Below are 22,674 nucleotides of genomic sequence, written 5' to 3'. Positions count from 1 at the left end.
GTATGCCGTGGCTGTCCATGCCGTGCCGCCGGGGGGTCCTGCCCGCGGCCGGATCAGGCGCGGGCGTCCCGGATGGCGCGGTTCACGGCCGAGATGACGGCCTTGAGGGCAGAGGTGCTGGTGTTGGCGTCGATCCCGACGCCCCAGAGCACGCGCTCCCCCACGGCGCATTCAACGTACGCGGCGGCCAAGGCGCTGCCGCCCTCGGAGAGTGCGTGTTCGCTGTAGTCCAGGACCCGGACGTCCACGCCGTCCTCGCGCAGGATGCTCAGCAGGGCCGCGATGGGGCCGTTGCCGGTCCCGGTCCGGCGGACCTGGTTTCCGTCGACCTTCAGGGCAGCGGTCAAGGTCATTGCGCCGTCCTCGTCCGTCTCGGTGCTGATCGAACCGAGGGCGTAGCGGCCCCACTGCGTGTCGGCCGAACCCGAAGGCAGGTATTCGTCCTGGAAGACCTGCCACAGCTGGGGTCCGCTGACTTCCCCGCCCACCGTGTCGGTCCGCTTCTGGATGACGCCGGAAAACTCGATCTGGGCGCGGCGCGGCAGGTCAAGGCTGTGCTCGTTCTTGAGCAGGTACGCGACACCGCCCTTGCCGGACTGCGAGTTGACCCGGATGACCGCCTCGTAGCTGCGGCCAAGATCCTTCGGGTCAACCGGCAGGTACGGGACCTGCCAGGTGTAGTCGGCCACATCCTTGCCCGCCGCGGCGGCATCCTTTTCGAGGGCCTCCAGGCCCTTCTTGATCGCGTCCTGGTGCGAGCCGGAGAACGCGGTGAAGACAAGGTCTCCGCCGTACGGGGACCGCTCGGCCACTGGCAGCTGGTTGCAGTACTCCACCGTGCGCCGGATTTCGTCGATGTCGGAGAAATCGATCATCGGATCGATGCCCTGGACGAACATGTTCAGGCCCAGGGTCACCAGGTCCACGTTTCCGGTCCGCTCGCCGTTGCCGAAGAGGCAGCCCTCGATCCGGTCCGCGCCGGCCAGGTAGCCTAGCTCGGCGGCGGCGACGCCGGTGCCGCGGTCGTTGTGCGGGTGCAGGGAGAGGATGATGCCTTCGCGCGGGTGCAGGTTCCGGCTCATCCATTCGATCGAGTCGGCGTAGACATTGGGGGTGGCCATTTCCACCGTGGCGGGCAGGTTGATGATGACCTGCCGGTCGGCCGAGGCCTCGAAGACGTCGGCGATCGCGTTGCAGACGCGGATGGCGTACTCCAGCTCGGTTCCGGTGAAGGACTCGGGCGAGTATTCGTAGGTGATGTGCGTATCGACGAGGGTTTCCTCGTACTTTTTGCACAGCCGGGCGCCCTGCAGGGCGATGTCCAGGATGCCGTCTTCGTCCTGGTTGAAGACCACGCGGCGCTGCAGGACGGATGTGGAGTTGTAGAGATGGACGATCGCCTGTTTCGCGCCGACCAGGGACTCATAGGTCCGCTCGATCAGGTGCTCACGGGCCTGGGTCAGCACCTGGATCGTCACGTCGTCGGGGATGTGGTTGCCCTCGATCAGCTGCCGGACGAAGTCGAAGTCCGTCTGCGACGCCGAGGGGAAGCCGACCTCGATCTCCTTGTAGCCCATCCGGACCAGCAGCTCGAACATCTTCAGCTTGCGGGCCGGGCTCATGGGATCGATCAGGGCCTGGTTCCCGTCGCGCAGGTCCACTGCGCACCAGCGCGGGGCCTTGGTGATGACCTTGTCGGGCCAGGTGCGGTCAGGCAGTTCAACGGTGATCTGGTCCTGGAACGGGATGTAGCGGTGGACCGGCATTCCTGAGGGCTTCTGTGCGTTTCGCATTACAATCGGGGCCTTTTCTGTGATTCTTGATGAAAGGGTGGCCGGGCAACACAAACTCCGCAGCGAGGGTGGGCCTTGCGCTAGATCGCGTCTGAGGCCTCGCCGCGGCAGCTAAGAAGGAGCAGTTCTGCGCGCACAATTTCACAGTAACACGGGTGCGTAAGATGAAGGAGCCAGACCACCGTAACGTCCACCATGCAGACTGCGCGCCGACCAACGCTCCGGCGCCGGGCTGCTTCTCAAAGGAGCATCCGTGCCACTTTCGGGGATCGATCTGTCCACCATCGACGCCAGCGTCCGTCCGCAGGATGACCTGTACCAGCACGTGAATGGCGGCTGGCTCAACAGCACAGTCATTCCGGACGACCGGCCGCTGGAGGGCACGTTTACTGCGCTGCGCGACGCTTCGGAGCTCGCCGTGAAGGAGATTATCGAGCGGGCCGCCGCGCGTGGCGCAGAGGCTACAGGCATCGAGCGGAAGATCGGGGACCTGTACAACAGCTTTATGGACGAATCCGCGGTGGAAGCCAAGGGTCTGGACCCGCTCCGGGCGCGGCTGGCGGAGGTGTTTGCCACGAGGTCGGTGCCCGCACTCGTGGCTCTGGCCGGACGCCTGTTCCGCGCCGACGTCTCGGGGCTTTTCTATATCTACCCCGCCCCCGACGCCGGAAACCCGGACCGGGTACTGCTCTACACCGGCCAAGGGGGCCTCGGCCTGCCGGATGAATCGTATTACCGGGAAGAGAAGTTCGCCCCGATGGTCCAGTCATACCGGGAGCACGTCCAGGCCATGCTGGACCTGGCGGAAGTGGCGGACGCGGAGGGCGCAGCCGGCCGCGTGGTGGCGCTGGAAACTTCGCTGGCCTCGCACCACTGGGACAACGTGACTTTGCGGAATCCGCAAAAGACGTACAACCTGAAGTCCGCCGCGGAGGCCGCCGAGCTGTTCCCGCTGCTGGCCGACTGGTTCGACGCCGCCGGCATCGAACCCGAGAAGCGCGCCGAGCTCGTCATGAGCACTCCCGATTTCTTCTCCGGCGCGGCCTCACTGCTGGCCAACGAACCGCTGGGCACCTGGCAGGAGTGGCTCGCCATGCGCGTCGTCAGCGCGGCCGCCCCGTACCTGTCCTCGGTGTTCGTGGACACAGACTTTGCGTTCTATGGCACCACGCTGAGCGGCACGCCGCGGATCAAGGACCGCTGGAAGCGTGGCGTCGCTGTGGTCGAGGGTGGCCTCGGTGAGGCGGTCGGCCAGATCTATGTGGCCGAACACTTCCCGGAAGGCAACAAGGCGCGCATGCAGACCCTTGTGGCCAACCTCATCGCGGCGTACCGGGACTCCATCACGGGACTGGACTGGATGGGCGAGGCGACGAAGCTCGAGGCCCTGAAGAAACTCGACACCTTCCGCGCCAAGATCGGCTACCCGGACAAGTGGATCGACTACTCCGCGGTCCAGGTCGATCCCACCGATCTGCTCGGGAACGTGGAGCGCGCCCACAGCGCCGACGTCGACCGTCACCTCGATGAAGTCGGCAAGCCGGTGGACCGCGAGAAGTGGCTCATGACCCCGCAGACGGTCAATGCCTACTACCACCCGCTACTCAATGAGATCGTGTTCCCCGCCGCCATCCTGCAGCCGCCGTTCTTCACCGCCGACGCCGACGACGCCGTCAATTACGGCGGCATCGGCGCCGTAATCGGCCACGAAATCGGCCACGGTTTCGATGACCAGGGCTCGCAGTACGACGGCAACGGCCTGCTGCGCAACTGGTGGACCGAGGACGACCGCACCGCCTTCGAGGTCCTGACCTCGAAGCTGGTGGCGCAGTTCGACGCCCTCTCCCCCACAGCCGCCCCCGGCCACAACGTCAACGGCAAGCTCACCCTCGGCGAGAACATCGGGGATCTCGGTGGCCTCGCGATCGCCTACAAGGCCTACCTGATCAGCCTCGACGGGCAAGAGCCCCCTGTGTTCGACGGGCTGACCGGGGTCCAGCGGTTCTTCGCATCCTGGGCTGCGGGGTGGCGGCAGGTCATCCGGAAGGAAGAAGCCATCCGCCGGCTGGCGACAGACCCGCACTCCCCCAACGAGTTCCGCACGAATGCGATCGCCAAGAACCTCGATGCCTTCCATGACGCGTTCGCCGTCACGGATCAGGACGGCATGTGGATGGCGCCCCAAGAGCGCGTCAGCATCTGGTAGCCAAAAGCTGTTAAGGCTGAAAGGGCCGGCCACGGGGTTTCCCCGGGCCGGCCCTTCGCCGTTGGTGCCAGTCCGTCGCCCCAGGCGTCAGTCTCGGCTGAGATCCTGCGCTGCTGCAAACAATCAGCGGGTAATCAGCGCCGGGTTCGCCTGCTGGCAGACGGTGTCGCCGGCGGTCTGGTTGACGATGTCCGCGGGCAGCGGCGGCGCGGGGGCTGCCGTCGGGGTCCCGTTGGCGAAGTCGCTGCCCAGATAGACCTGGACGCCGGCAACGCCGGCAGCCGGCAACACTTGACCCGGCGCCACCCCGAGGAGAGCCGCGACGTCAGTGGCCACGTCGGCGTAATCCGCACCGTAATAGACAGCCGTCTTCGCGACGGGCTGCGCCGTCAGCTGGCCCACCTGGGTGAAGCCGGCGCCCTTGATGGCCTGCATGATCGCCTGGGTCCGGGCCGGTGCGCCTGAGCCGTTGGCCACGGTCACGGGCTGCAGCGCCTTGTCGTAGGCCGGCGCCGTGGCGCTGGGCGTCGGTGTCGCGCTGGCACTCGGCGAGGCGCCAGGCTTCGCTGACGGATCCGTCAGATCGACGTCCCTGCGCATGGCGTCGAACAGCTGGGACGCCGCGGGTTCGGCGAGCTGCAGCCGGTTGATGTCGGATTCGGCCGGGACGGTCGGCGCGGCCACAAAGGCCACCTTCTTGACGTCGATGTCCTTGAGCCGGTTGGCCACGGTCAGCAGCGTCGGCACCGAGGCCAGGCCGTCGTCGATGGTCAGGTTTTTGGTGATCGCGTCCGCGATGCCGAGCATCCTGGCCGGGTTGGTGAGGGTGCCGTCGTCCTTGATTTTCCTTGTCAGGGAGGAAAGGAAGCCCTGTTGGGCCTTGATGCGGCCGAGGTCGCCGCCGTCGCCGAAGGCGTGCCGGGTGCGCACGAACGACAATGCCTGCTCGCCCTGAACGGTGGAGGTGCCCTTGGGAAGCCGGAGCTTCGAGTCGGGGTCGTAGACGGCGTCGCTGACGCACACCTGCACACCGCCGACGGCGTTGGAGAGTTCCTTGACGGCGTTGAAGTCGGCCATCATGAAGTGGTCGATCTCCAGGCCGGTGAGCTTGTTGACGGTGTCCACGGCGCAGCCGATGCCGGCCTCGGACATCGCCGAGTTGATCATGACGCCGGTCTGGGCCGGGTATTCCTTGTTGGTCTTCGGATCCTTACACTTGGGGATGTCGACCAGGAGGTCCCGGGGGAAGCTGATGACATTGACCCGTTTGTTGTCAGCCGAGATATCCATCAGCATCATCACATCCGAGTGCCCGTAGCCGGTCGCGTCATCGCTGGTGCCGTACTCCGAGTTCTTGCCGTCGCGCGTGTCCGAGCCCAGGATCAGGATCTGCATCCGGTCCGTCGAATCGTTCAGGGCGTTCTCGGACTTGATGCTGCCGGCGCTCAGCGGGGCCTTGGTGAGGTTGCCCTGAAGCCGGATGGCCCAGTAAGCGCCGAACGCGATTACGCCCATCAGGAGCACTGCAATCACGCCCGTGGTCACTTTAAGCCAGGTAGGGGTCCGATGGACGGCTCCGAGGTGGCGGGCCGGACCAACGGCGGGATCGGCCGTGTGCCGGGCAGCGGCGGCTGCCCGGGCCGGCGGGGTGGATCCGTCGGCACGGTTGTCACGGGGTCGAACCACTTGTTGAGCCTTCCTACAAGAACGGGGATCAGCCCATTTTAGAGTCCGAATCTGAGAAAACGCCGATGGGCCCTCTTTTGGGAGCGGCGGGAGGGGCCAGCGGCCAAAATACGAGCCCAAGTAGCGCCCCAAACAGGGCCCTAAATTGGCCCCGGCTCAGAAGCCTAGTTTGACCAGCTGCTTCGGGTCGCGCTGCCAGTCCTTGGCAACCTTCACATGGAGGTCGAGGTAGATCCGGGCGCCGAGCAGGGCCTCAATCGCCTTGCGCGCGGTGGTGCCGACCTCGCGGAGCCGCGCGCCGCCCTTGCCGATGATGATGGCCTTCTGGGAGGGCCGCTCAACGTACAGATTGACCCGGACGTCCAGGAACGGCCGGTCTTCGGGCCGGCCTTCCCGCGGAACGATCTCATCGACGACGACGGCCAGGGAGTGCGGCAGCTCGTCGCGGACGCCCTCGAGGGCGGCTTCCCGGATGAGTTCGGCGATCATTACCGCTTCCGGCTCGTCCGTCAGGTGCCCGTCCGGGTACAGCGGCGGCGACGCCGGCATGTGGCTGATCAGCACGTCGGCCAGGGTCTCGACCTGGAAGCCGTCGGTGGCGGAGACCGGGACGATGTCCTTCCAGCCGTCCTCGCCGAGGACCTCGCGGCCCAGGGCGGCGACGGCGAGCAGCTGCTCGGTGAGGCCCTGGCGGTCCACGGTGTCGGCCTTGGTCACCACCGCGATGATCGGCTTGTTGCCGATGGCGGCGAGCTGGGCGGCGATGAACTTGTCGCCGGGGCCGATCTTCTCGTTGGCCGGCAGGCAGAAACCGATCGCGTCGACCTCGGCGAGGGTGTCGGCGACGAGTTCGTTCAGCCGCTTCCCCAGCAGCGTGCGCGGGCGGTGCAGGCCCGGGGTGTCCACGAGGATCAGCTGGGCATCATCCCGGTGCACGATGCCACGGATCGTGTGCCGCGTGGTCTGCGGCTTGGCCGAGGTGATCGCGACCTTTTGGCCGACAAGGGCGTTAGTGAGGGTGGACTTGCCAGCGTTGGGCCGCCCCACCAGCACCGAGAACCCGGCGCGGTAGCCGCCGTAGGCTGCTTCGCCGTCGGACTTATTCTGCTTGCTCACGTGAGACTCCCTGTTGGATTGGTGCGGCCTCGTCGAGAAGGTCTTCAAGGTCAGTTTGTTCTTTTGCTACGGCGGCCGCAATGATGTGGCTGACGCGGTTCCGCCGGCCCTCGAGCCGGTCGGCGCGGAGGGACAGCCCGTGGACCTGGACGGTGCTGCCGACAATCGGCACCCGCCCGAGGGCCTTGGCGAGCAGGCCGCCCACGGTGTCCACTTCGTCGTCTTCGAGCTCGAGATCGAAGAGCTCGCCGAGGTCATCGATGCTCATCCGGGCGCTGACCCGGTAGCGTCCGTCGCCCAGGGCCACGGCTTCGGCGCTTTCGGTGTCGTATTCGTCCACGATCTCGCCGACGATCTCCTCGATGAGGTCCTCGAGCGTGACCAGCCCTGCCGTTCCGCCGTATTCGTCGATGACGATCGCAACGTGCGTGGATTCCTTCTGGAGTTCGCGCAGCAGGTCACTGACAAGCTTTGAGTCCGGCACGTAGCGGACCTCGCGGGCGAGTTCGTCCACCACCGGCGGCTCCTCGTCCGGGCCAAGGTTGTGGAGCGCGGCGGCGACGTCCTTCAGATAGACAATGCCCAGGACCTGGTCGGTGTTTTCGCCGATGATCGGGATCCGCGAGTACCCGGAGCGCAGGAACAGCGACATCGCGCGCCGCAGGCTGGACCCGGAGTCGATGGTGAGGATGTCGGTCCGCGGCACCATGACCGAGCGGACCAGGGTGTCCCCGAAGTCGAAGACCGACTGGATCAGCTCAGCCTCGTTGTCCTCGATCACGTCGGACTCTGTGGCCCGGTCCACGAGCTCGCGGAATTCCTCTTCGCTGAAGAACGCCTCACTGTCCGCCGGCGCGCCCGGGGCCACGACGCTGCCAAGCCGCACCAGCCAGCCCGGGATCGGGCCAAGCACGGCGTAGAGGGACCGGACCAGCGGGGCGCTGAACCGGACCAGGGCGGCGGAGTGGACCCGGCCGAGCTGCCGCGGGGACACCCCGACGATCACGAAACCGAGGAGCGCCATGATGCCGGTGGCCGCCAGGCCGGCGAGCCAGACGTTGTCCAACAGGCTGTACAGGAGGACGGTCACGGCGACGGCGGCAGCCATCTCGAACCAGACCCGCCAGAACCGGAGGGCGCGCATGTGCCCCACGGGCTGCGCCAGGATGCGTTTGAGCGACGTGCCCCTGCTGTTCAGGACCGCCTGTTCGGCGTCGTGCCGGGGCAGGAAGTTGAAGGCGGATTCGGCAGCGGTGAGCACCGCGGCAAAGCTAAGGAACACCAACGCCATGCCGGCCAGGATCAGTGGGGTCACTGAACCGTCTCGGACGGGGCCGCCTTGCCGGTGAAGGCGGTCAGCAGTTCACGCTGCAGCCCGAACATCTCTTCCTTCTCTTCCGGCTCGGCGTGGTCATAGCCCAGCAGGTGCAGGATGCCGTGCGTGGTGAGCAGCAGCATTTCGTCCTGGGTGGAGTGGCCGGCGTTGCGGGCCTGGACCTGGGCCACCTGGGGGCAAATGGCGATGTCGCCGAGCATGCCCTGCGGCGTCGGCTTGTCCGGAGTGCCCGGAGTGAGTTCGTCCATGGGCACGGAGAGGACATCGGTGGAGCCGGGCTCGTCCATCAGTTCGAGGTGCAGCTTTTCCATGGCGGGCTCGTCCACCAGCAGGATGGACAGTTCCGCCTGCGGGTGGATGTAGAGGCGTTCGAAGATGAAACGCGACAGAGCCACGAGCTCCGACTCGTCTACGGCGACGCCGGATTCGTTGTTGACCTCAATGCTCATGCGTGTTCTCCCCGCGTTTCCCGGGCGACGGAGTGCTTGACCCGGTTCCTTTGGACTTCGTCCCAGATGCTGTAGGCGTTGACGATATCCCCGACCAGGCGGTGCCGGACGACGTCGGAGGCATCCAGGATGGAGAAGTTGACGTCCTCGATCCCCTGCAGGATCTCCTCGACGATCCTGAGCCCCGAGCGGGTCCCGAAGGGAAGGTCCACCTGGGTGATGTCCCCGGTGACCACCATCTTGGAGCCGAAGCCCAGGCGGGTCAGGAACATCTTCATCTGTTCCGGCGTGGTGTTCTGGGCCTCATCGAGGATGATGAAGGCGTCGTTGAGCGTCCGGCCGCGCATGTAGGCCAGCGGTGCGACTTCGATGGTGCCGGCGGCCATGAGGCGCGGAATTGATTCGGGGTCCATCATGTCGTGCAGGGCGTCGTACAGGGGCCGCAGGTAGGGGTCGATCTTGTCGCTCAGCGTGCCCGGCAGGAAGCCAAGCCGCTCCCCCGCCTCGACGGCCGGACGGGTCAGGATGATGCGGCTGACTTCCTTCTGCTGCAGGGCCTGGACGGCCTTGGCCATCGCCAGGTAGGTCTTGCCGGTACCGGCCGGTCCGATCCCGAAGATCACCGTGTTCGCATCGATCGCGTCCACATAGTTCTTCTGGTTCAGCGTCTTGGGCCGGATGGTCTTCCCGCGCGTGGAAAGGATGTTGGTGGTCAGCACTTCCACGGGGTTCAGCAGTGACTGGCTGCGGAGCAGGGCGACGAGCTGCTGCAGGACCGCCGGGGTGATGACTGTGCCCCTGGCCACCAGCCCTCGCACCTCGTTGAGCAGGCGCATGATGCGCGGCACGTCGGCGGCAGGACCACTGATGGCGAGCTCGTTGCCGCGGACATGGAAATCAACGGCAGGGAACTGGTCTTCGATGAAACGCAGGGCTTCGTCATGGCTGCCCAGCGACTGGACCATTTGCTCTGAGTCGTCGAACAAGACCACCTCCGTCCGCAGCCCTGGTAGGGAGTGGGGAAATTCCCCTGCGGTGCGTTCTCGGGCGCTGAACCGGGCCTTGCCGTTCGCTGCTTCAGTCATGGTGTTGGCCCGCGGGCCTCTGGTCCCCTCCAGTATGAATATGGTCGGTCACCGTGATCCGTACCGACGGCGGTTCGCACCGCGCGGGGCCGGGGTCAACGGGTCCTTCCATCTTACGCCAGCACGGCGCACCCGACGCCGTACGGAGATCCGGCGTCGGGCGTCACACGTAGGGGTTTCCGAAGATGACCCACCCATCCAGCCAGTGGGCACCTGTGGCCGGGAACGACTTTTGCGCGTTCACCGGCTCCGAATCGTCCCCGCGGCCCGGCCGAGCCGGCTGTGCCAACGACAAGGGCCGGGCCGCCCACAAGCGGGACAGCGACTGCAGCATGGTCATGCCACACTCTCCAGCGCGCCGGTGCGGGAACGCACGCCCACGTAGTCTCCCTTGTAGAAAAGCAGGGGCTCAGCGTCGGGACGTGCGCCCAGGGCGCGGACGGCGCCGACGACGATCGTGTGGTCGCCGCCGTCGTACTCCTGGTGCAGTTCGCAGTCCACCCAGGCCAGTGCCTGGTCCAGGACCGGGTTGCCCAGGGGCGAGAGCCAATGGTCAACGCCCGCGAACTTGTCCGCTCCTGGCCGCGCGAACTGCCCAGCCAGATGCTGATGTTCCGTGGGCAGGATGTTCACGGTAAACCTGCCAGCCTCACGCAGCAGCGGCCAGGTGCTGGACGTCCGCGCCGGACTAAAGGTGATCAGGGCAGGCTCCAGGGACAGGGACGAGAAGGACTGGCACGTAAACCCGGTAGGCCCGTGCTTTGTTGCCGCCGTAATCACTGTCAGGCCGGTGGCGAAGTGTCCGAGAATGTGGCGGAGTGTCGTGGGGCTGAGGTCAGAGTGTTCCGTCATGGCGGGTCCTTTCGACGCTGGAAACCCCAATCAACCACCACTAACCCGGGTTCCCAAGCCCGGCTGCAACGCACAGTCGCGCAGCGACACAGCGCGTCACGCACCCGTTGCATGACGTAAGAATTCGGCACCCCCTGGGTCGCCTCGGGATCCGGAGACCCCCGGGACCCGGATCCCGGCTGCGGGCGGCGTCCGGGCAGCTGGGGTTCGCCGGCCAAAGCCGCTAGGCTCGATCGATGGCAAACGAGAACCTGATGGCGGTCAGATCCGCGTATGACACGGTGGCCGAGGCATATTCAACGGTGATCCCGGATACCAGCTTCGAGGCCGCTCTGGACATGGCCATGGTGGACCACTTCGTCGGACACATGCGCGCCACCCCGGACCGGCAGGTGATCGACGTCGGATGCGGTGCCGGACGAATGACCAGCTACCTGAGCCGCGCCGGACTGGACGCCAGCGGCGTCGACCTGTCGCCGGAAATGGTCCGGGTCGCGCAGCGGCTGCATCCCGAGCTGTTGTTCGAAGTGGGAGAGCTGACCGCGCTGCCGGTGGCCGACGCCGCCGCAGACGGCATCCTGGCCTGGTACTCGATCATCCATTCGCCCCCGACGGCCCTGCCGGCGATCGCCCGTGAGTTCTGGAGAGGGCTCCGCCCGGGCGGCTCGGCGCTCGTCGCCTTCCACGCCGGCAGCGGTCACCCCACTATTGACCAGGCCTACGGACACGACGTCCAACTGCGTGCAGAACTGCATGCTCCCGACGACGTGGCCCTCCGGTTCACCGAGCAAGGATTTGTGATGCGCGCACAGCTTGTGCGCTCTGCGAGGTCCATGGAGAAACACCCGCAGGCCGCCATCCTCGTCGACAAGCCCTTCGTCGCCTCGTAGGGATTTCACCCGCAGGGGGTGAGGCCCATGCCGGGCTCGACGCCAACAATAGTCATACCTTGCACAGGCAAGGCTGAAGGACGGACCGTCCCGAAAACGCCGAACTTTGAGAGCAGGAATGACAAATAAGCCTCTGGGAATTTCGGGATATTTTGAAGAACGTTTAGGCAACAGTGCGCGGATTCTTCCAAGACGTTGAAACGTACGCCTTGCTCCTGCTGGCGGCCCACATACTCCTCGTGACCGTCGCAGCTGTCCTCGTGTCGATGAACCGGCGTCCGTCCTCTGCTATTGCCTGGGTGCTCGCCATAATTTTCATACCGATCCTTGGTGCCGTCGCGTATTTCTTTGTCGGTTACTCGAAACTGCCCAAAGCGCGCCGAGACAAACAGCGCGAAGTCAACGATCTGGTCCTGGCGCGGACTGAAGGCAGCCCGCTGGTCAGCCGCGGCCTTGACTGGCCGCAGTGGCTGCCTTCGGCGGTGGTGTTGAACAGCAACCTGGGGGCGCTGCCGATGGTCGCGGGCAACAGTGCGACCCTGTTGAGCGACTACAACGGCGCTTTCGATGCCATGATCGCTGATATTGATTCGGCCACCAGCTACGTGCACGTGGAGTTTTACATCCTGGTGCTGGACGCAACGACGGCGCCGTATTTTCAAGCGTTGGCCCGGGCAAGACAGCGCGGCGTGAATGTCCGGGTTCTTTCCGATCATCTGGCTGGCCTGAAATTCCCCGGCCGGAAAGAAACCCTGGACTTCCTCCAGGAGATAGGGGCGGAATATCGCCCCATGCTGCCGGTGCGGCCGTGGCGTGGCGAATGGCAGAGGCCGGACCTGCGCAATCACCGGAAGATCTGCGTCGTCGATGGCCGCGTGGGATTCACCGGTTCCCAGAACGTCATCGACGCGAGCTACGACACGAAAGCTAACCTGAAGCGCGGGCTCCAGTGGCACGAGCTGATGATGCGCGTCGAGGGACCCGTGGTCCGGGAGCTGGATGCGGTCTTCGCGACGGACTGGTACAGCGAAACGGATGTGATCCTGCCACTGGATACAAGCCCCATTGGCCTCAGCCACAATTCGGCGCCCATTGACGCGCAAGTCCTGCCCAGCGGTCCCAGCTTCGACAACGACAACAATTTGAAGCTCTACGCGACGCTCATCCACAAAGCAGAGCGGCGGGTCAGCATCACCAGCCCATACTTTGTCCCGGACGAATCCATCCTGATGGCCATTGTCACGGCAGCCGCGCGGGGGCTAAGCGTCGAGCTCTTTGTTTCCGAGGTCGGAGACCAGAGCATGGTGTACCACGCGCAGCGTTCCTACTACGAGGCGCTGCTCCGCGCCGGCGTCAGGATCTACCTTTACCGGTCGCCCAAGGTGCTGCACTCGAAGCACTTCACTATCGATGAGGAGGTTGCGGTGATTGGGTCCAGCAACATGGATGTCCGTTCTTTCAGCCTCAACATGGAGGTCTCGGTACTGGTGCACGGGCGCGCTTTTGTGGACGCAATTCGCGGGATCGAAGACGGGTACCGCCTGGAAAGCCGTGAGTTGCAGCTCGAGGACTGGAACCGGCGGCCCATAGCCCAAAAAGTATTCGACAACCTGGCGCGCCTGACCGCGGCCCTCCAGTAGTGGCCGGCCTTACGCCGTCCGCGAGATGTCGGCAACCACCTGCTCGATTTGATACCTCGAAACCCGGGCCAGCGCTGGGTTGGTGTGGACATAGTAGGGATAGGCAATCACACCTATCGACAGAGCCCAGGCACGTCCGCGTTCCCACGTCGCCTGGTCAACGCCAACAGCCTCGCGAAATGCGGTGCGCCCCTCGCCCTCGAGCAGGTTCCAGGCGACGATGAGGTCGACGGCCGGATCGCCAATGGCAAGGCCTCCCCAGTCGAGGACAGCGGCGAGCCGCCCGTCGGCAATCAAAAGGTTCCCGGGTTGCAGGTCCGTGTGAATCCAGACCTGTTCCCCGTCTCCGTCTGCCACGTGCCGCGCCGTATCCCGCACCGCTGCCAGGAGCGGGACGTCCAGCAGGCCCGCGCAACTGGCGATTGCGGAACGGGTCGGCGCGTCCCTGGACGCCAGCTGTCCGCCGCGGTAGGACTGCAGCGGCCCGGCGGCTGCTTCGTTCCCGATGTCGGCCGCATGCAGGGCCCGGATGAAGTTGGCGAGATCGAGGGCGAGTTCGGTTCCGTACGCATGGCCCGGGGAAGGATTCTCCCCCTCCAGCCAGCCCGACACCGTCCACGGCCATGCATAGCCCCGGCCCGGTGCGCCCTGTGCAATCGGAATCGGCACTGGCACCGGCAGTTGGGGACCCAGTATGCGCGGGTACTTCCACTCCTTGGAGATCGAGGGAACTGCGGCGGCGATCCGGGGAAGTCGAACGACGAGCTCGTCACCGAGCGTCAGCATGACGTTGTCCGTCCCGCTGGATGGCACGGGCTCCAGTGGCAGACCCGCCCATGCCGGGAACTGATCCGCGATCATGAGGCTGACCTGTCTTGTGTCGATGTCAGGCTCCGCGTCGTGCAGCTTGGTGATCAACATATGTTCAACCTAATCGACTCTTGATCCCCCACGTGCCCCGCGGACCCCGCGATGGGATGCGGCACCGCCGACGTAGGGTAATTCCATGCTCATCGTTCGCGAAGGCTGCCCAGGTGATGTGCCCGGACTTGCGAGGCTGAGAGCCACGTGGGCGGCTGAACAAGAACCTGCACTCAAGGACGATCCAGCCTTCGACGCCATGTTCAGAGAATGGATGGAAGCCAGTCCTCGAAAGTTCTTTGTGGCCGAGGACGGCGGCGAACTGGTCGGGATGCTCAACCTGATGATTTTCGAGCGGATGCCCAAACCCGGAACGGAATCGTCCCGGTGGGTCTATCTGGGAAACGCCTATGTGCTTCCGCAATTCCGGAACGCCGGAATCGGCGGCCGGCTCGTCGACGCATCCATCCAGTTCTCGCAAAGCATCGAAGCCGTACGGATGGTGCTTTCCCCCTCCGCCGAATCACGGAACTTTTACGCACGGCTGGGTTTCGAACCGGCCGGAGAATTGAACATTCTCAGGTTTTGACCCCCGCGCTAGTTCTTGTGAATTCAACACCATTACCGGGAAGCAACTGGGCGGCCCCGGGGCCGATGCGCCGGCTACGGCATGATGGAGCCATGGAATTGCAGACTGAGCGTCTCTTGCTGCGCGAGTTCACCAAGGATGATTTCGCCGCGGTACATTCATTCGCTTCTGATGGGTGATTTGTGCGCTGAATGCGGCCGTGTTCGACTGATGCAATGACCCACCGCATTGCCGTCGGCGTACTCGTCGGGCCACGAGGCGTGTTGATGTGCCGGCGGGTCCAGTCCGCGAAGTGGTATCCGGGAATGTGGGACTTTCCCGGCGGCCACATCGAGGACGGAGAATCAGCCGGCGAGGCGCTGGCCCGTGAACTCCTCGAAGAAATCGCAGTGACAGTAGTTCCGCCCGGCAGCGCTCCCTCGTTTACGGTGCAGGCCAACGAGGGCACACCTGACGGGTTGGCGCTCTCAGGGTGGGTCCTGGACGCCTGGTCAGGCGACCCTGCGAACGCGGCCACGGCTGAGCATTCTGAAATACGCTGGCTCAGCCCTGACGATGCCCTCGGGCTGGACCTCGCACACGACTCCTACACCGGACTACTTCGAAACCTCCGACGGCCCCGGAGCGACGGCGCCCCGTGAAGAGGACAATGATTTCCGCTTCGTGACAAGGCGCGCTCCCACCGATAGGCTCCGACAAATGTCGGCTGTCGGGGGGAGCACGATGAAGCGCAGTCAGTTCTGGCAATGCCTGTCTTCCGTCGTGCTTTGCGGAATTCTCATGACGTCCTGCGCAGCCGGGACCACTGGCGGTCCCGGAACGGCCGGCTCCACTCCGCCCGCCGCTCCCCCAAATTCACAGACAGTGTCCCGGACCCCCGTAGAAGCGTGCGCGCCGTTCCTGCCGTCAGCCTCCTGTTCCCCATACGCCAGCATCTCCGGCACGGCCAATGGCAAAAATCTTCCATGGCTGGCCTCCGGCGCAGTGACCGTGCAGCTAACCACTGTGACTGGGTCGCTCCAACTGGCGGTCAAGACTCCCTGCAACCCGGTGGGCGGTCCCGCGACGATCAGTGGAAATACGCTCGACGTCGGGGATATTGCCGTCGGCGCCATGGGATGTGCCGGCGACGTCGGAGCCCAGGAGCAGTGGGTCGTGGGGTTCCTGCAGCGCCCTATCGAGATGACATCTGCCGACGGAGTGCTCCACTGGACGAGCGGACCAGACACACTGACGCTCCGAGCCAACTAGGCCAGACCGCCAGAACCCAGGCACCGCGCCCTGGGTGCGCGCTGGAGGTATAGTCGTCCCATGCTGTCCACGCGTCGATTTATCTGCCCCCGACCGGTCTCCGGTCGCGAGGGCTCTGTGGCGCGCGCCTAGGTCCTGGCGCCGGATTGAGTCGGGGGGAACCCCACCACTCGAATCCGAACACAAGGACCTGCCATGCTCACTTATCTCCGCCCGACCGAACTCCTCGACGCTTTGACCATCCGTGATCTTTCAGATCCGGACGGCCGGCCCCATGCCATGCAGACGCTGCTGCAGGGCATCATCGACGCTCTCTGCCGTGAATGGGGAGTGCCACAACGAATCGTCCGCCACAGCCCCCTGGTGAGTGTGGCCGACAACTACGATCGCCTGGGGTTCAGCGCGTCAGACGTGACGCGGGATCAAAAATACTCCCGCTACCTCAGCCCCACGGTCATGCTCCGCAGCCACACGTCGGCTTCCATCCCCTCGCAGCTGCGGGCACTGGACGACAACGCCTCGGTGGACGAGCTTTGGGCCGTCCCCGGTCTGGTCTATCGACGCGACAGCATCGACCGCACCCACGTGGGAACTCCCCACCAGGTCGACCTGTGGCGCGTCAGCTCGCGCGGACAACTCGATGCCGACAACCTGCAGGAGATGATCGGATCCCTGGTGCAGGCGGTGCTTCCGGAGGCACGATGGCGAGCAGTTCCAGCCGTGCATCCCTACACCAGAGAAGGCCTGCAGGTCGATGTCCTCATGGACGGAGAGTGGCTCGAACTAGCAGAATGCGGTCTCATGGCGCCTCATCTCTTCTCCGACGCTGGCCTGGATCCCACGAGGTGGTCCGGGCTTGCTCTTGGGATGGGCTTGGACCGGGCCCTGATGCTCCGCAAGGGCATCCCCGACATCCGGCTGCTGAGGTCCACAGACGAGCGAATCGAGAAGCAGATGTTGGACCTGTCCCGCTGGAAACCGGTCTCTCAAATGCCCTCCATCCGCAGGGACATCTCCATTGTGGTGCCCGCGGACATGGACACTGAAGTGCTCGGCGACCGGGTGCGAACAGCATTGGGCGAAAAGGCGGCGGACCTGGAAAGCGTCGAACTCCTGGCCCTAACCCCGCATGGAGACCTCCCCGCAACAGTGCAGGAACGACTTCGCATCTGCGATGGTCAGGCCAATGCACTGATACGTCTGGCGCTGCGTCCCCTGACCCGGACCATGACAGATCAGGAGGCGAATAAAATCCGAGACGACGTCTACTTGGCCCTGCATGAGGGGCCAGTCCGGGAGCTCATCGCAGGATAGAGCTGTGCCGGCCTTCCGCCCTGGCGTTAGGAACCTATGACTCGCGGGAATTAGGTATCAACTTTGTATCGGCCTCATATCGTTCCCGTTGCAGTTCCCGCGCCGGGGCCGAAACCCGGCTGTCGCGCCGCGCCCGTGTGCCATGCTGGAATCCCGCTGTCCCAGGATCGCCGGGCCGCTCTCCGGCAGGTGGAGGATGCTCGGCCACCGGCGGTCCAGGACGGCTATAAACAGATCATCGCCGCGGAGCGCGGGGCACAAGAAGGGACAGCGGCATCAGGAAGCGTGAAGTTCAGCAGTCAACGGTGGGGCGCGTCCGCCGCGCCGCGCTGGCGCTGGCGCTGCCCGCCGTCCTCCTCCTGTCCGGCTGCGTGGCAACACCGCAAAGCGGCATCACGAACTCCAGCAGCCCGTCGGAGCTCATACCCGTCCCGGCGTCGGGCGTCCCCACCACCAGCGCTCCGCTCGAAACTGCCCAGACGTCGAACAAGGCTCCGGTGTATTGGATCGGCCGGAGCAATGACAACGCGTTTCTCTACCGCGAGTTCCGTGACGTCCCGGATCAGGACAACCCCGTCACCCGCGCCCTTCGAGTGATGATGTCCCAGACGCCGCTGGACCCGGATTTCTTCACGCCTTGGCAGAACCCGAAGAAGCTGGCGACGTCGATTTCCGGCAAGAATGTCATCACGGTGGATGTCTCCGCGGATGCCTTCAACAGCAACGTGGATGCCGCCATGGCCGAGCGGGCCATCCAGCAGCTCGTGTACACGGCGACGGCTGCCGCGGCCAGCGCAGGCCTCATCGATGCCGGACAGCAGGCCCAGGTGGTTGTGCTGGTTGACGGTCACACCGACTACGTGGCCTTCAATCACGTCCGGCTGGGCGAGCCGACCTCCCGCAGCGCCGGGATGGTGGCACCTGTGTGGATCATCGATCCGCAGGAAGGCACGTCAGTGGCCGACGGTTCGGTCAAGATCAGCGGCCGGAGCACCGTCCAGGGCGGGAAGCTCCGCTGGGCGATCCTCAAGGTAGACGGCGACGGCGACAACGCCAAGACGGCCTACCTCAACGGCAACGCCACGGCCTCGGCCGACTCCACCCAGTCCGGGTTGTTCACCTTGTCCGTGAACCTTGCCCCGGGCAACTACGAAGTCCGTGTGTCCCAGGTGGACGCGTCCGACAGCGCCAAGGAAGTGTTCCAAGACACCCGCGGCTTCACGGTTAAATAGTCCGGTAAGTAGTCTGACGCATCGTCTAAATAGACTGACGCATCGTCCTGCGAGGCCAATAATTTGGCGCATCGAATGGTCTGAGGCTTCACATAGCCTTCACGTCAGGAAGCCGCCACGCCGGCGGCCGGTCACCACCGGCCGAGGACGTCGCTGGCCAGCACGGTGGCGGCCGGCCCGGCGGTGGACGAGCGCAGCACATGGTGACCCAACAATGCCGTGACCGCCCCTGCGTCGCACAACCTGGTCACCTCCCGCGGGCTGATGCCGCCTTCAGGGCCCACGATCAGCAGGACTTCACGGGACCCGGCGTCGCCGGGCGGTGCGGTTTCCAGCCATGATTCCAGGACGTGCCGCAGCGGGCGGACGGCATCTTCGTGCAGGATGACCGCGAGGTCCGCGGCCGCCACAGCCGCCTGCAGCCCGGCGCCGTCGACTGCCGCCCGGACCTCCGGGATCCAGGCGCGGCGCGCCTGCTTGGCAGCTGCCGTCACCACTGACTGCCATTTGGCGTGCGCCTTCGCGGCCCGTTCAGCCTTCCACCGCACAATAGACCGCTCCGCCTGCCAGGGAATGACGGCGTCGATGCCCAGTTCGGTGGCCGTTTCGGCCGCGAGTTCGTCGCGGTCGCCCTTGGCGAGGGCTTGGACCAGGACCAGTCTGGTCCCGGGCCGCGGCTCATCGGCAAGGCCGAGGCACTCGACGGTCAGCTCACCGGGCAGCGCGGCCATCACCTTGCCGGTCAGCCGTTTGCCCGCGCCGTCGGCGATGTCCACGGCCTCGCCGACGGCGATCCGCTTGACGGTGACGGCGTGGCGGGCCTCGGGGCCCTCCAGGACGAAGGCGGAGCCGGGGACCTGCTGATCCAGCGTGCCGGGGGCGGTGAAGAAGACCGGGTTACTCACCGCTACAGGTTACCGAGCCGGTCCCGGAGTTTGGCGAAGACGCCGCCGCTGGCCGCGAGCTTTCCGGCCGTGAAGTGTTCGCCGCGCAGCTTGGCAAGCTGGCGGAGCAAGTCTTCCTGGGCGGCGTCGAGCTTGCCGGGCGTTTCGACCTGAAGGTGCACTTTCAGGTCACCGCGCCCGTGGCCGCGGAGGTGGGTGACACCAAGGCCGCGCAGGGTGATGATCTCGCCCGACTGGGTGCCGGCCCGGACGTCAATCTCCTGCTGCCCGTCGAAGGTATCGAGGCTAATTTCGGTGCCGAGTGCGGCGGCCGTCATGGGGATGTTGAGGCTCGCGTGCAGGTCGTCGCCGTCGCGGACGTACGTGGCGTCATTGTTGACCCGGATCTCCACATACAGGTCCCCGGCCGGACCGCCGGCGGGGCCCGCCTCGCCCTGGCCGGACAACTGGATGCGGGTGCCCGTACCAACGCCCGCCGGTACCTTGACGGTCAGCGAGCGGCGGCTGCGGATCCGGCCCTGGCCGTTGCATTCGTTGCAGGGGTCCTTGATGACGGTACCGAAGCCCTCACAGGATCCACAGGGGGCCGAGGTCATGACCTGGCCCAGGATGGAGCGCACAGCGCGCTGGACCTGGCCGCTGCCGCCACAGATGTCGCAGCGCACCGGGTGGGTGCCCTCGCGGCAGCAGGAGCCATCGCACGTCGGGCAGACGACAGCCGTGTCGACCTCGAGTTTCTTGTTGACGCCGAAAACCGCCTCGCGGAGGTCGATACGCACGCTGATCAGCGCGTCCTGGCCGCGGCGGACCCGGGAGGCCGGGCCGCCCTGGCCACCGCCCGCCCCGAAGAAGGTCTCGAAGATGTCTTGGAAGGCGAAGCCCTGGCCCGAGTAGCTGCCGCCGCCGAAGCCGTTGTCGGTGCCGTTCTCGTTGCCGGTGGTGTCATACACCCGGCGCTTCTGCGGATCGGAGAGGACTTCATAGGCGTGGGTGACGGCCTTGAACCGGTCCGAGGCGTCTTCTCCCGGGTTCACGTCCGGGTGCAGGGTCCGGGCCAGTTTCCGGTACGCCTTCTTGATCTCCTCCCCCGTTGCGTCGCGGGAGACTCCAAGAACGTCATAGTGGCTGGTCAAAGTTTGTATCTCTTCCTTTTTGTACTGCCGGTGGGGCAAGAAGTCGCGTTGGTCCCGGGCCCGTCAGGGCCCCAGGATCCTCGAAAGGTAACGGGCCACCGCGCGGACGGCGGCCATGGTGGTGGGATAGTCCATCCGGGTGGGTCCGAGGACGCCGACCTTGGCCGTGGCGTCCGGCCCGTAGGCGGTGGCCACCACCGAGGCCTCGGCGAGACCGTCGTAGGGGTTTTCCCGGCCAATGCTGACGGTCACACCGCGCGGGTCTTCGGCCATTTCGCTGAGCAGGCGGAGCATGACCACCTGTTCCTCGAGCGCCTCCAGCACGGGGCCGATGCTGAGCGGGAAGTCCACATTGGATCGTGCCAGATTGGCCGTGCCGGCCATGACCATGCGCTCCTCGCGGCTGGTGGTGGCCAGGGCCTCCAGGCCGCGGGCCAGCGCCTGCGCCGGACCACGGCGCGCGGGCGGGCCACTGGCGACGACGGCGGGCAGCAGCTGGGGCAGCAGGCTCAGCGGGGTCCCGGAGAGGCTCGCCAGGAAGCGGGTGCGCAGCTCCGCCAGGGCGTCGTCGGGAATGTCCTGCCCGACATCGATGACGCGCTGCTCCACTTTGCCGGTGTCCGCGATGAGGACAATCAGCACCTTCCGGGGAGCCAGCAGCACAAACTCGATGTGCCGCACCCGGGCCCGGCTGAGCAGCGGATACTGCACGACGGCGACCTGGTTGGTCAGGTGGGAGAGGAGCCTCACGGTCCGGTCGAGGATGTCGTCGAGGTCCTCGGATCCTTCCAGCAACGCCTGGATTGCCCGGCGCTCGGCCTGGGACAACTGCTTCACCGCTGAGATCTGGTCGACGAAGAGCCGGTAGCCCTTGTCGGTGGGGATCCGGCCGGCGCTGGTGTGCGGCGCCGTGATCAGGCCCTCGTCCTCCAGCGCCGCCATGTCATTTCGGATCGTGGCGCTGGACACACCAAGATGATGCCGCTCAACCAGCGCTTTGGAACCAACGGGCTCACGCGAATGGACGTAGTCCTCCACGATGGCGCGCAGCACTTCGAGTTTGCGCGGTTCGCTCACGCTCCACCTCCAATCGACGGTCCCGCAGCCGGTGCCGCCCGCGTTGTCCGGTTCGCGTCCAGAAGTAGTACCCAGAGGTAATACAGAGACGGCCGTCTCCGGACAAGGGTTAGCACTCGACATGCCTAAGTGCTAACCAGTCTAATATGAGTCGCCGCGTTGTTAGCATTGGATTCGCTCCAGGCGTGGCCCGCGGGGTTGCGATTCCCGTCACGCCGGTGCCGGGACCGTGGCAGCCGCTGCCGTTGCCGCGCCGTCGCGGTCCGGTTCCGGACCCGGAGAGTTCCACCAACCGCCGTACATTCCGAGTGCAAAGTAAGCGTGTAGAGATGTCGTACCAGAACTGGGGACCCCAGGACCTGTCCGCCCCCGCCAAGACCCAGTTGCCGGAAGTCCCGGTGGAACGCGGGATGGTCCTCGAGGAGGTCCAGTCCGGCTGGGTGGGAGCCGTGACCCGCGTGGAGAAGTCCGGCGGCATGCATGTGGTGGCGCTCGAGGACCGGCGGGGCAAGTCCCGGTCCTTCCGCCTCGGCTTTGGCTTCCTGCTGGAGGGCCAGCCGATCCAACTGATGCCGCCGGCCCCGAAGAAGGCGGCCCCGGCCTCCGGTGCCGGCCGCACGGCGTCGGGCTCGGTCCGGGTGGCGGGGCACCGCGCACAGGTGGCCAAGGCCAGCCGCATCTGGGTGGAAGGAAAGCACGACGCCGAGCTGGTGGAAAAGGTATGGGGCGATGACCTCCGCGTGGAGGGCATCGTCGTCGAACCCCTGCACGGCATTGACGACCTCGCGGGCGCCGTGGCGGAGTTCGGTCCGGGCCCCGGCCGCCGCCTCGGCGTTCTCGTTGACCACCTGGTGCCAAACTCCAAGGAGTCACGGATCGCTGACGCCGTCATGGCCTCACCGGGCGCCGCCGGCAACGTCCTGATTGTGGGCCACCCTTATGTGGATGTATGGCAAGCCATCCGGCCTGCGGTCCTGGGTATTGAGAAGTGGCCCGTGATCCCCCGCGGAGTCGACTGGAAGACAGGCATCCTGATGGCTTTCGGGTGGCCCCACTCCACGAAGGAGGACGTCGGCGTCGGCTGGCAGAAACTATTGGGGGCGGTCCGCAGCTACGCGGACCTCGAGCCGTCCCTGCTGGGCCGCGTGGAAGAGGTCATTGACTTCCTCACCGTGCCCTAGTTTGCCGCGGCGGACGCTCCCTGATCTCCATTTCCGCGCCCAAGCAAGTATTCTTGGAACGGTGACCGCGCTCCCAGC

At 65.7% G+C, this 22,674-nt stretch carries 20 protein-coding genes; 9 read left to right on the top strand and 11 right to left on the bottom strand.

The annotated features are described in order from the left end of the window. Window positions 1–53: 53 nt before the first annotated feature. Window positions 54–1,793 carry a 2-isopropylmalate synthase gene (leuA, locus tag AC1DKQ_RS03300; protein ID WP_377986529.1) on the bottom strand — a complete coding sequence of 580 codons (1,740 nt, stop codon included), beginning with the start codon at window positions 1,791–1,793 and terminating at the stop codon, window positions 54–56. A gap of 253 nt (window positions 1,794–2,046) precedes the next feature. Here leuA and AC1DKQ_RS03295 point away from each other — a divergent pair, with 253 nt between their 5' ends. Further along, window positions 2,047–3,999 (top strand): M13 family metallopeptidase, encoded by a 1,953-nt coding sequence (locus AC1DKQ_RS03295; RefSeq protein WP_476918205.1) that lies wholly within the window; start codon window positions 2,047–2,049, stop codon window positions 3,997–3,999. Window positions 4,000–4,122: 123 nt separating this feature from the next. On the opposite strand, the gene AC1DKQ_RS03290 is transcribed toward AC1DKQ_RS03295, so the two are convergent. From AC1DKQ_RS03290 to AC1DKQ_RS03265, 6 genes are all read right to left on the bottom strand, one after another. Then, entirely contained in the window at window positions 4,123–5,685 is a 1,563-nt protein-coding gene (locus AC1DKQ_RS03290) for an LCP family protein (protein WP_476918204.1), read from the bottom strand. Window positions 5,686–5,841: 156 nt separating this feature from the next. Then, window positions 5,842–6,801: a GTPase Era gene (era, locus tag AC1DKQ_RS03285; RefSeq protein ID WP_476884649.1), complete on the bottom strand. Its 960-nt coding sequence runs from the start codon at window positions 6,799–6,801 to the stop codon at window positions 5,842–5,844. Continuing rightward, window positions 6,785–8,116, bottom strand: a complete 1,332-nt coding sequence (locus AC1DKQ_RS03280) for a hemolysin family protein (protein ID WP_476918203.1) — start codon at window positions 8,114–8,116, stop codon at window positions 6,785–6,787. The genes era and AC1DKQ_RS03280 overlap by 17 nt, the downstream gene beginning before the upstream one ends. Then, a complete protein-coding gene (gene ybeY, locus AC1DKQ_RS03275) occupies window positions 8,113–8,586 on the bottom strand; it encodes an rRNA maturation RNase YbeY (protein ID WP_476884651.1) in 474 nt (157 codons plus the stop codon). Before ybeY ends, AC1DKQ_RS03280 begins: the two co-directional genes overlap by 4 nt. Beyond that, complete coding sequence (locus AC1DKQ_RS03270; RefSeq protein WP_476918202.1) at window positions 8,583–9,671, bottom strand: PhoH family protein; 1,089 nt, start codon at window positions 9,669–9,671, stop codon at window positions 8,583–8,585. The genes ybeY and AC1DKQ_RS03270 overlap by 4 nt, the downstream gene beginning before the upstream one ends. 336 nt (window positions 9,672–10,007) lie before the next feature. Next, the gene (locus AC1DKQ_RS03265; RefSeq protein ID WP_476884652.1) at window positions 10,008–10,523 is read right to left on the bottom strand and encodes a flavin reductase family protein; all 516 of its coding nucleotides are present in this window, start codon (window positions 10,521–10,523) and stop codon (window positions 10,008–10,010) included. Window positions 10,524–10,759: 236 nt separating this feature from the next. Between AC1DKQ_RS03265 and AC1DKQ_RS03260 the strand changes: the two genes are divergently transcribed. After that, complete coding sequence (locus AC1DKQ_RS03260) at window positions 10,760–11,413, top strand: class I SAM-dependent methyltransferase (protein ID WP_476884653.1); 654 nt, start codon at window positions 10,760–10,762, stop codon at window positions 11,411–11,413. Window positions 11,414–11,586: 173 nt separating this feature from the next. Next, window positions 11,587–13,053 (top strand): cardiolipin synthase, encoded by a 1,467-nt coding sequence (gene cls, locus AC1DKQ_RS03255; protein WP_476884654.1) that lies wholly within the window; start codon window positions 11,587–11,589, stop codon window positions 13,051–13,053. 9 nt (window positions 13,054–13,062) lie between these two features. On the opposite strand, the gene AC1DKQ_RS03250 is transcribed toward cls, so the two are convergent. Next, window positions 13,063–13,974 carry an aminoglycoside phosphotransferase family protein gene (locus AC1DKQ_RS03250; protein WP_476918201.1) on the bottom strand — a complete coding sequence of 304 codons (912 nt, stop codon included), beginning with the start codon at window positions 13,972–13,974 and terminating at the stop codon, window positions 13,063–13,065. An 85-nt stretch (window positions 13,975–14,059) separates the two neighbouring features. Here AC1DKQ_RS03250 and AC1DKQ_RS03245 point away from each other — a divergent pair, with 85 nt between their 5' ends. From AC1DKQ_RS03245 to AC1DKQ_RS03225, 5 genes are all read left to right on the top strand, one after another. Next, window positions 14,060–14,503, top strand: coding sequence for an N-acetyltransferase family protein (locus AC1DKQ_RS03245; RefSeq protein ID WP_476884656.1), 444 nt, complete (start codon window positions 14,060–14,062; stop codon window positions 14,501–14,503). A gap of 215 nt (window positions 14,504–14,718) precedes the next feature. Beyond that, complete coding sequence (locus AC1DKQ_RS03240) at window positions 14,719–15,144, top strand: NUDIX domain-containing protein (protein WP_476884657.1); 426 nt, start codon at window positions 14,719–14,721, stop codon at window positions 15,142–15,144. A gap of 364 nt (window positions 15,145–15,508) precedes the next feature. Continuing rightward, window positions 15,509–15,754, top strand: a complete 246-nt coding sequence (locus tag AC1DKQ_RS03235; protein WP_476884658.1) for an META domain-containing protein — start codon at window positions 15,509–15,511, stop codon at window positions 15,752–15,754. A gap of 195 nt (window positions 15,755–15,949) precedes the next feature. Next, the gene (gene srmL, locus AC1DKQ_RS03230; protein ID WP_476884659.1) at window positions 15,950–17,068 is read left to right on the top strand and encodes a PheS-related mystery ligase SrmL; all 1,119 of its coding nucleotides are present in this window, start codon (window positions 15,950–15,952) and stop codon (window positions 17,066–17,068) included. Between the two features lie 305 nt (window positions 17,069–17,373). Continuing rightward, on the top strand, window positions 17,374–18,300 hold the full coding sequence (locus tag AC1DKQ_RS03225; RefSeq protein WP_476884660.1) for a GerMN domain-containing protein: 927 nt from the start codon (window positions 17,374–17,376) through the stop codon (window positions 18,298–18,300). Window positions 18,301–18,431: 131 nt separating this feature from the next. Here AC1DKQ_RS03225 and AC1DKQ_RS03220 read toward each other — a convergent pair whose 3' ends face one another. The 3 genes from AC1DKQ_RS03220 to hrcA all read right to left on the bottom strand — a co-directional run bounded on the left by AC1DKQ_RS03220 (window position 18,432) and on the right by hrcA (window position 21,415). Beyond that, window positions 18,432–19,205 carry a 16S rRNA (uracil(1498)-N(3))-methyltransferase gene (locus AC1DKQ_RS03220; RefSeq protein ID WP_476884661.1) on the bottom strand — a complete coding sequence of 258 codons (774 nt, stop codon included), beginning with the start codon at window positions 19,203–19,205 and terminating at the stop codon, window positions 18,432–18,434. Window positions 19,206–19,207: 2 nt separating this feature from the next. Then, window positions 19,208–20,338 carry a molecular chaperone DnaJ gene (gene dnaJ / locus AC1DKQ_RS03215; protein ID WP_476884662.1) on the bottom strand — a complete coding sequence of 377 codons (1,131 nt, stop codon included), beginning with the start codon at window positions 20,336–20,338 and terminating at the stop codon, window positions 19,208–19,210. A 63-nt stretch (window positions 20,339–20,401) separates the two neighbouring features. Further along, window positions 20,402–21,415: a heat-inducible transcriptional repressor HrcA gene (hrcA, locus tag AC1DKQ_RS03210; RefSeq protein WP_476884663.1), complete on the bottom strand. Its 1,014-nt coding sequence runs from the start codon at window positions 21,413–21,415 to the stop codon at window positions 20,402–20,404. Window positions 21,416–21,744: 329 nt separating this feature from the next. Here hrcA and AC1DKQ_RS03205 point away from each other — a divergent pair, with 329 nt between their 5' ends. Continuing rightward, window positions 21,745–22,596 carry a DUF3097 domain-containing protein gene (locus AC1DKQ_RS03205; protein ID WP_476884664.1) on the top strand — a complete coding sequence of 284 codons (852 nt, stop codon included), beginning with the start codon at window positions 21,745–21,747 and terminating at the stop codon, window positions 22,594–22,596. The last annotated feature ends 78 nt before the right edge of the window (window positions 22,597–22,674 follow it).

The sequence above is a fragment of the Arthrobacter sp. 05L421 genome (assembly GCF_056397785.1).
The sequence above is the reverse complement of the archived record's forward strand: the minus strand, read 5'-3'. Positions and strand labels throughout refer to the sequence as shown.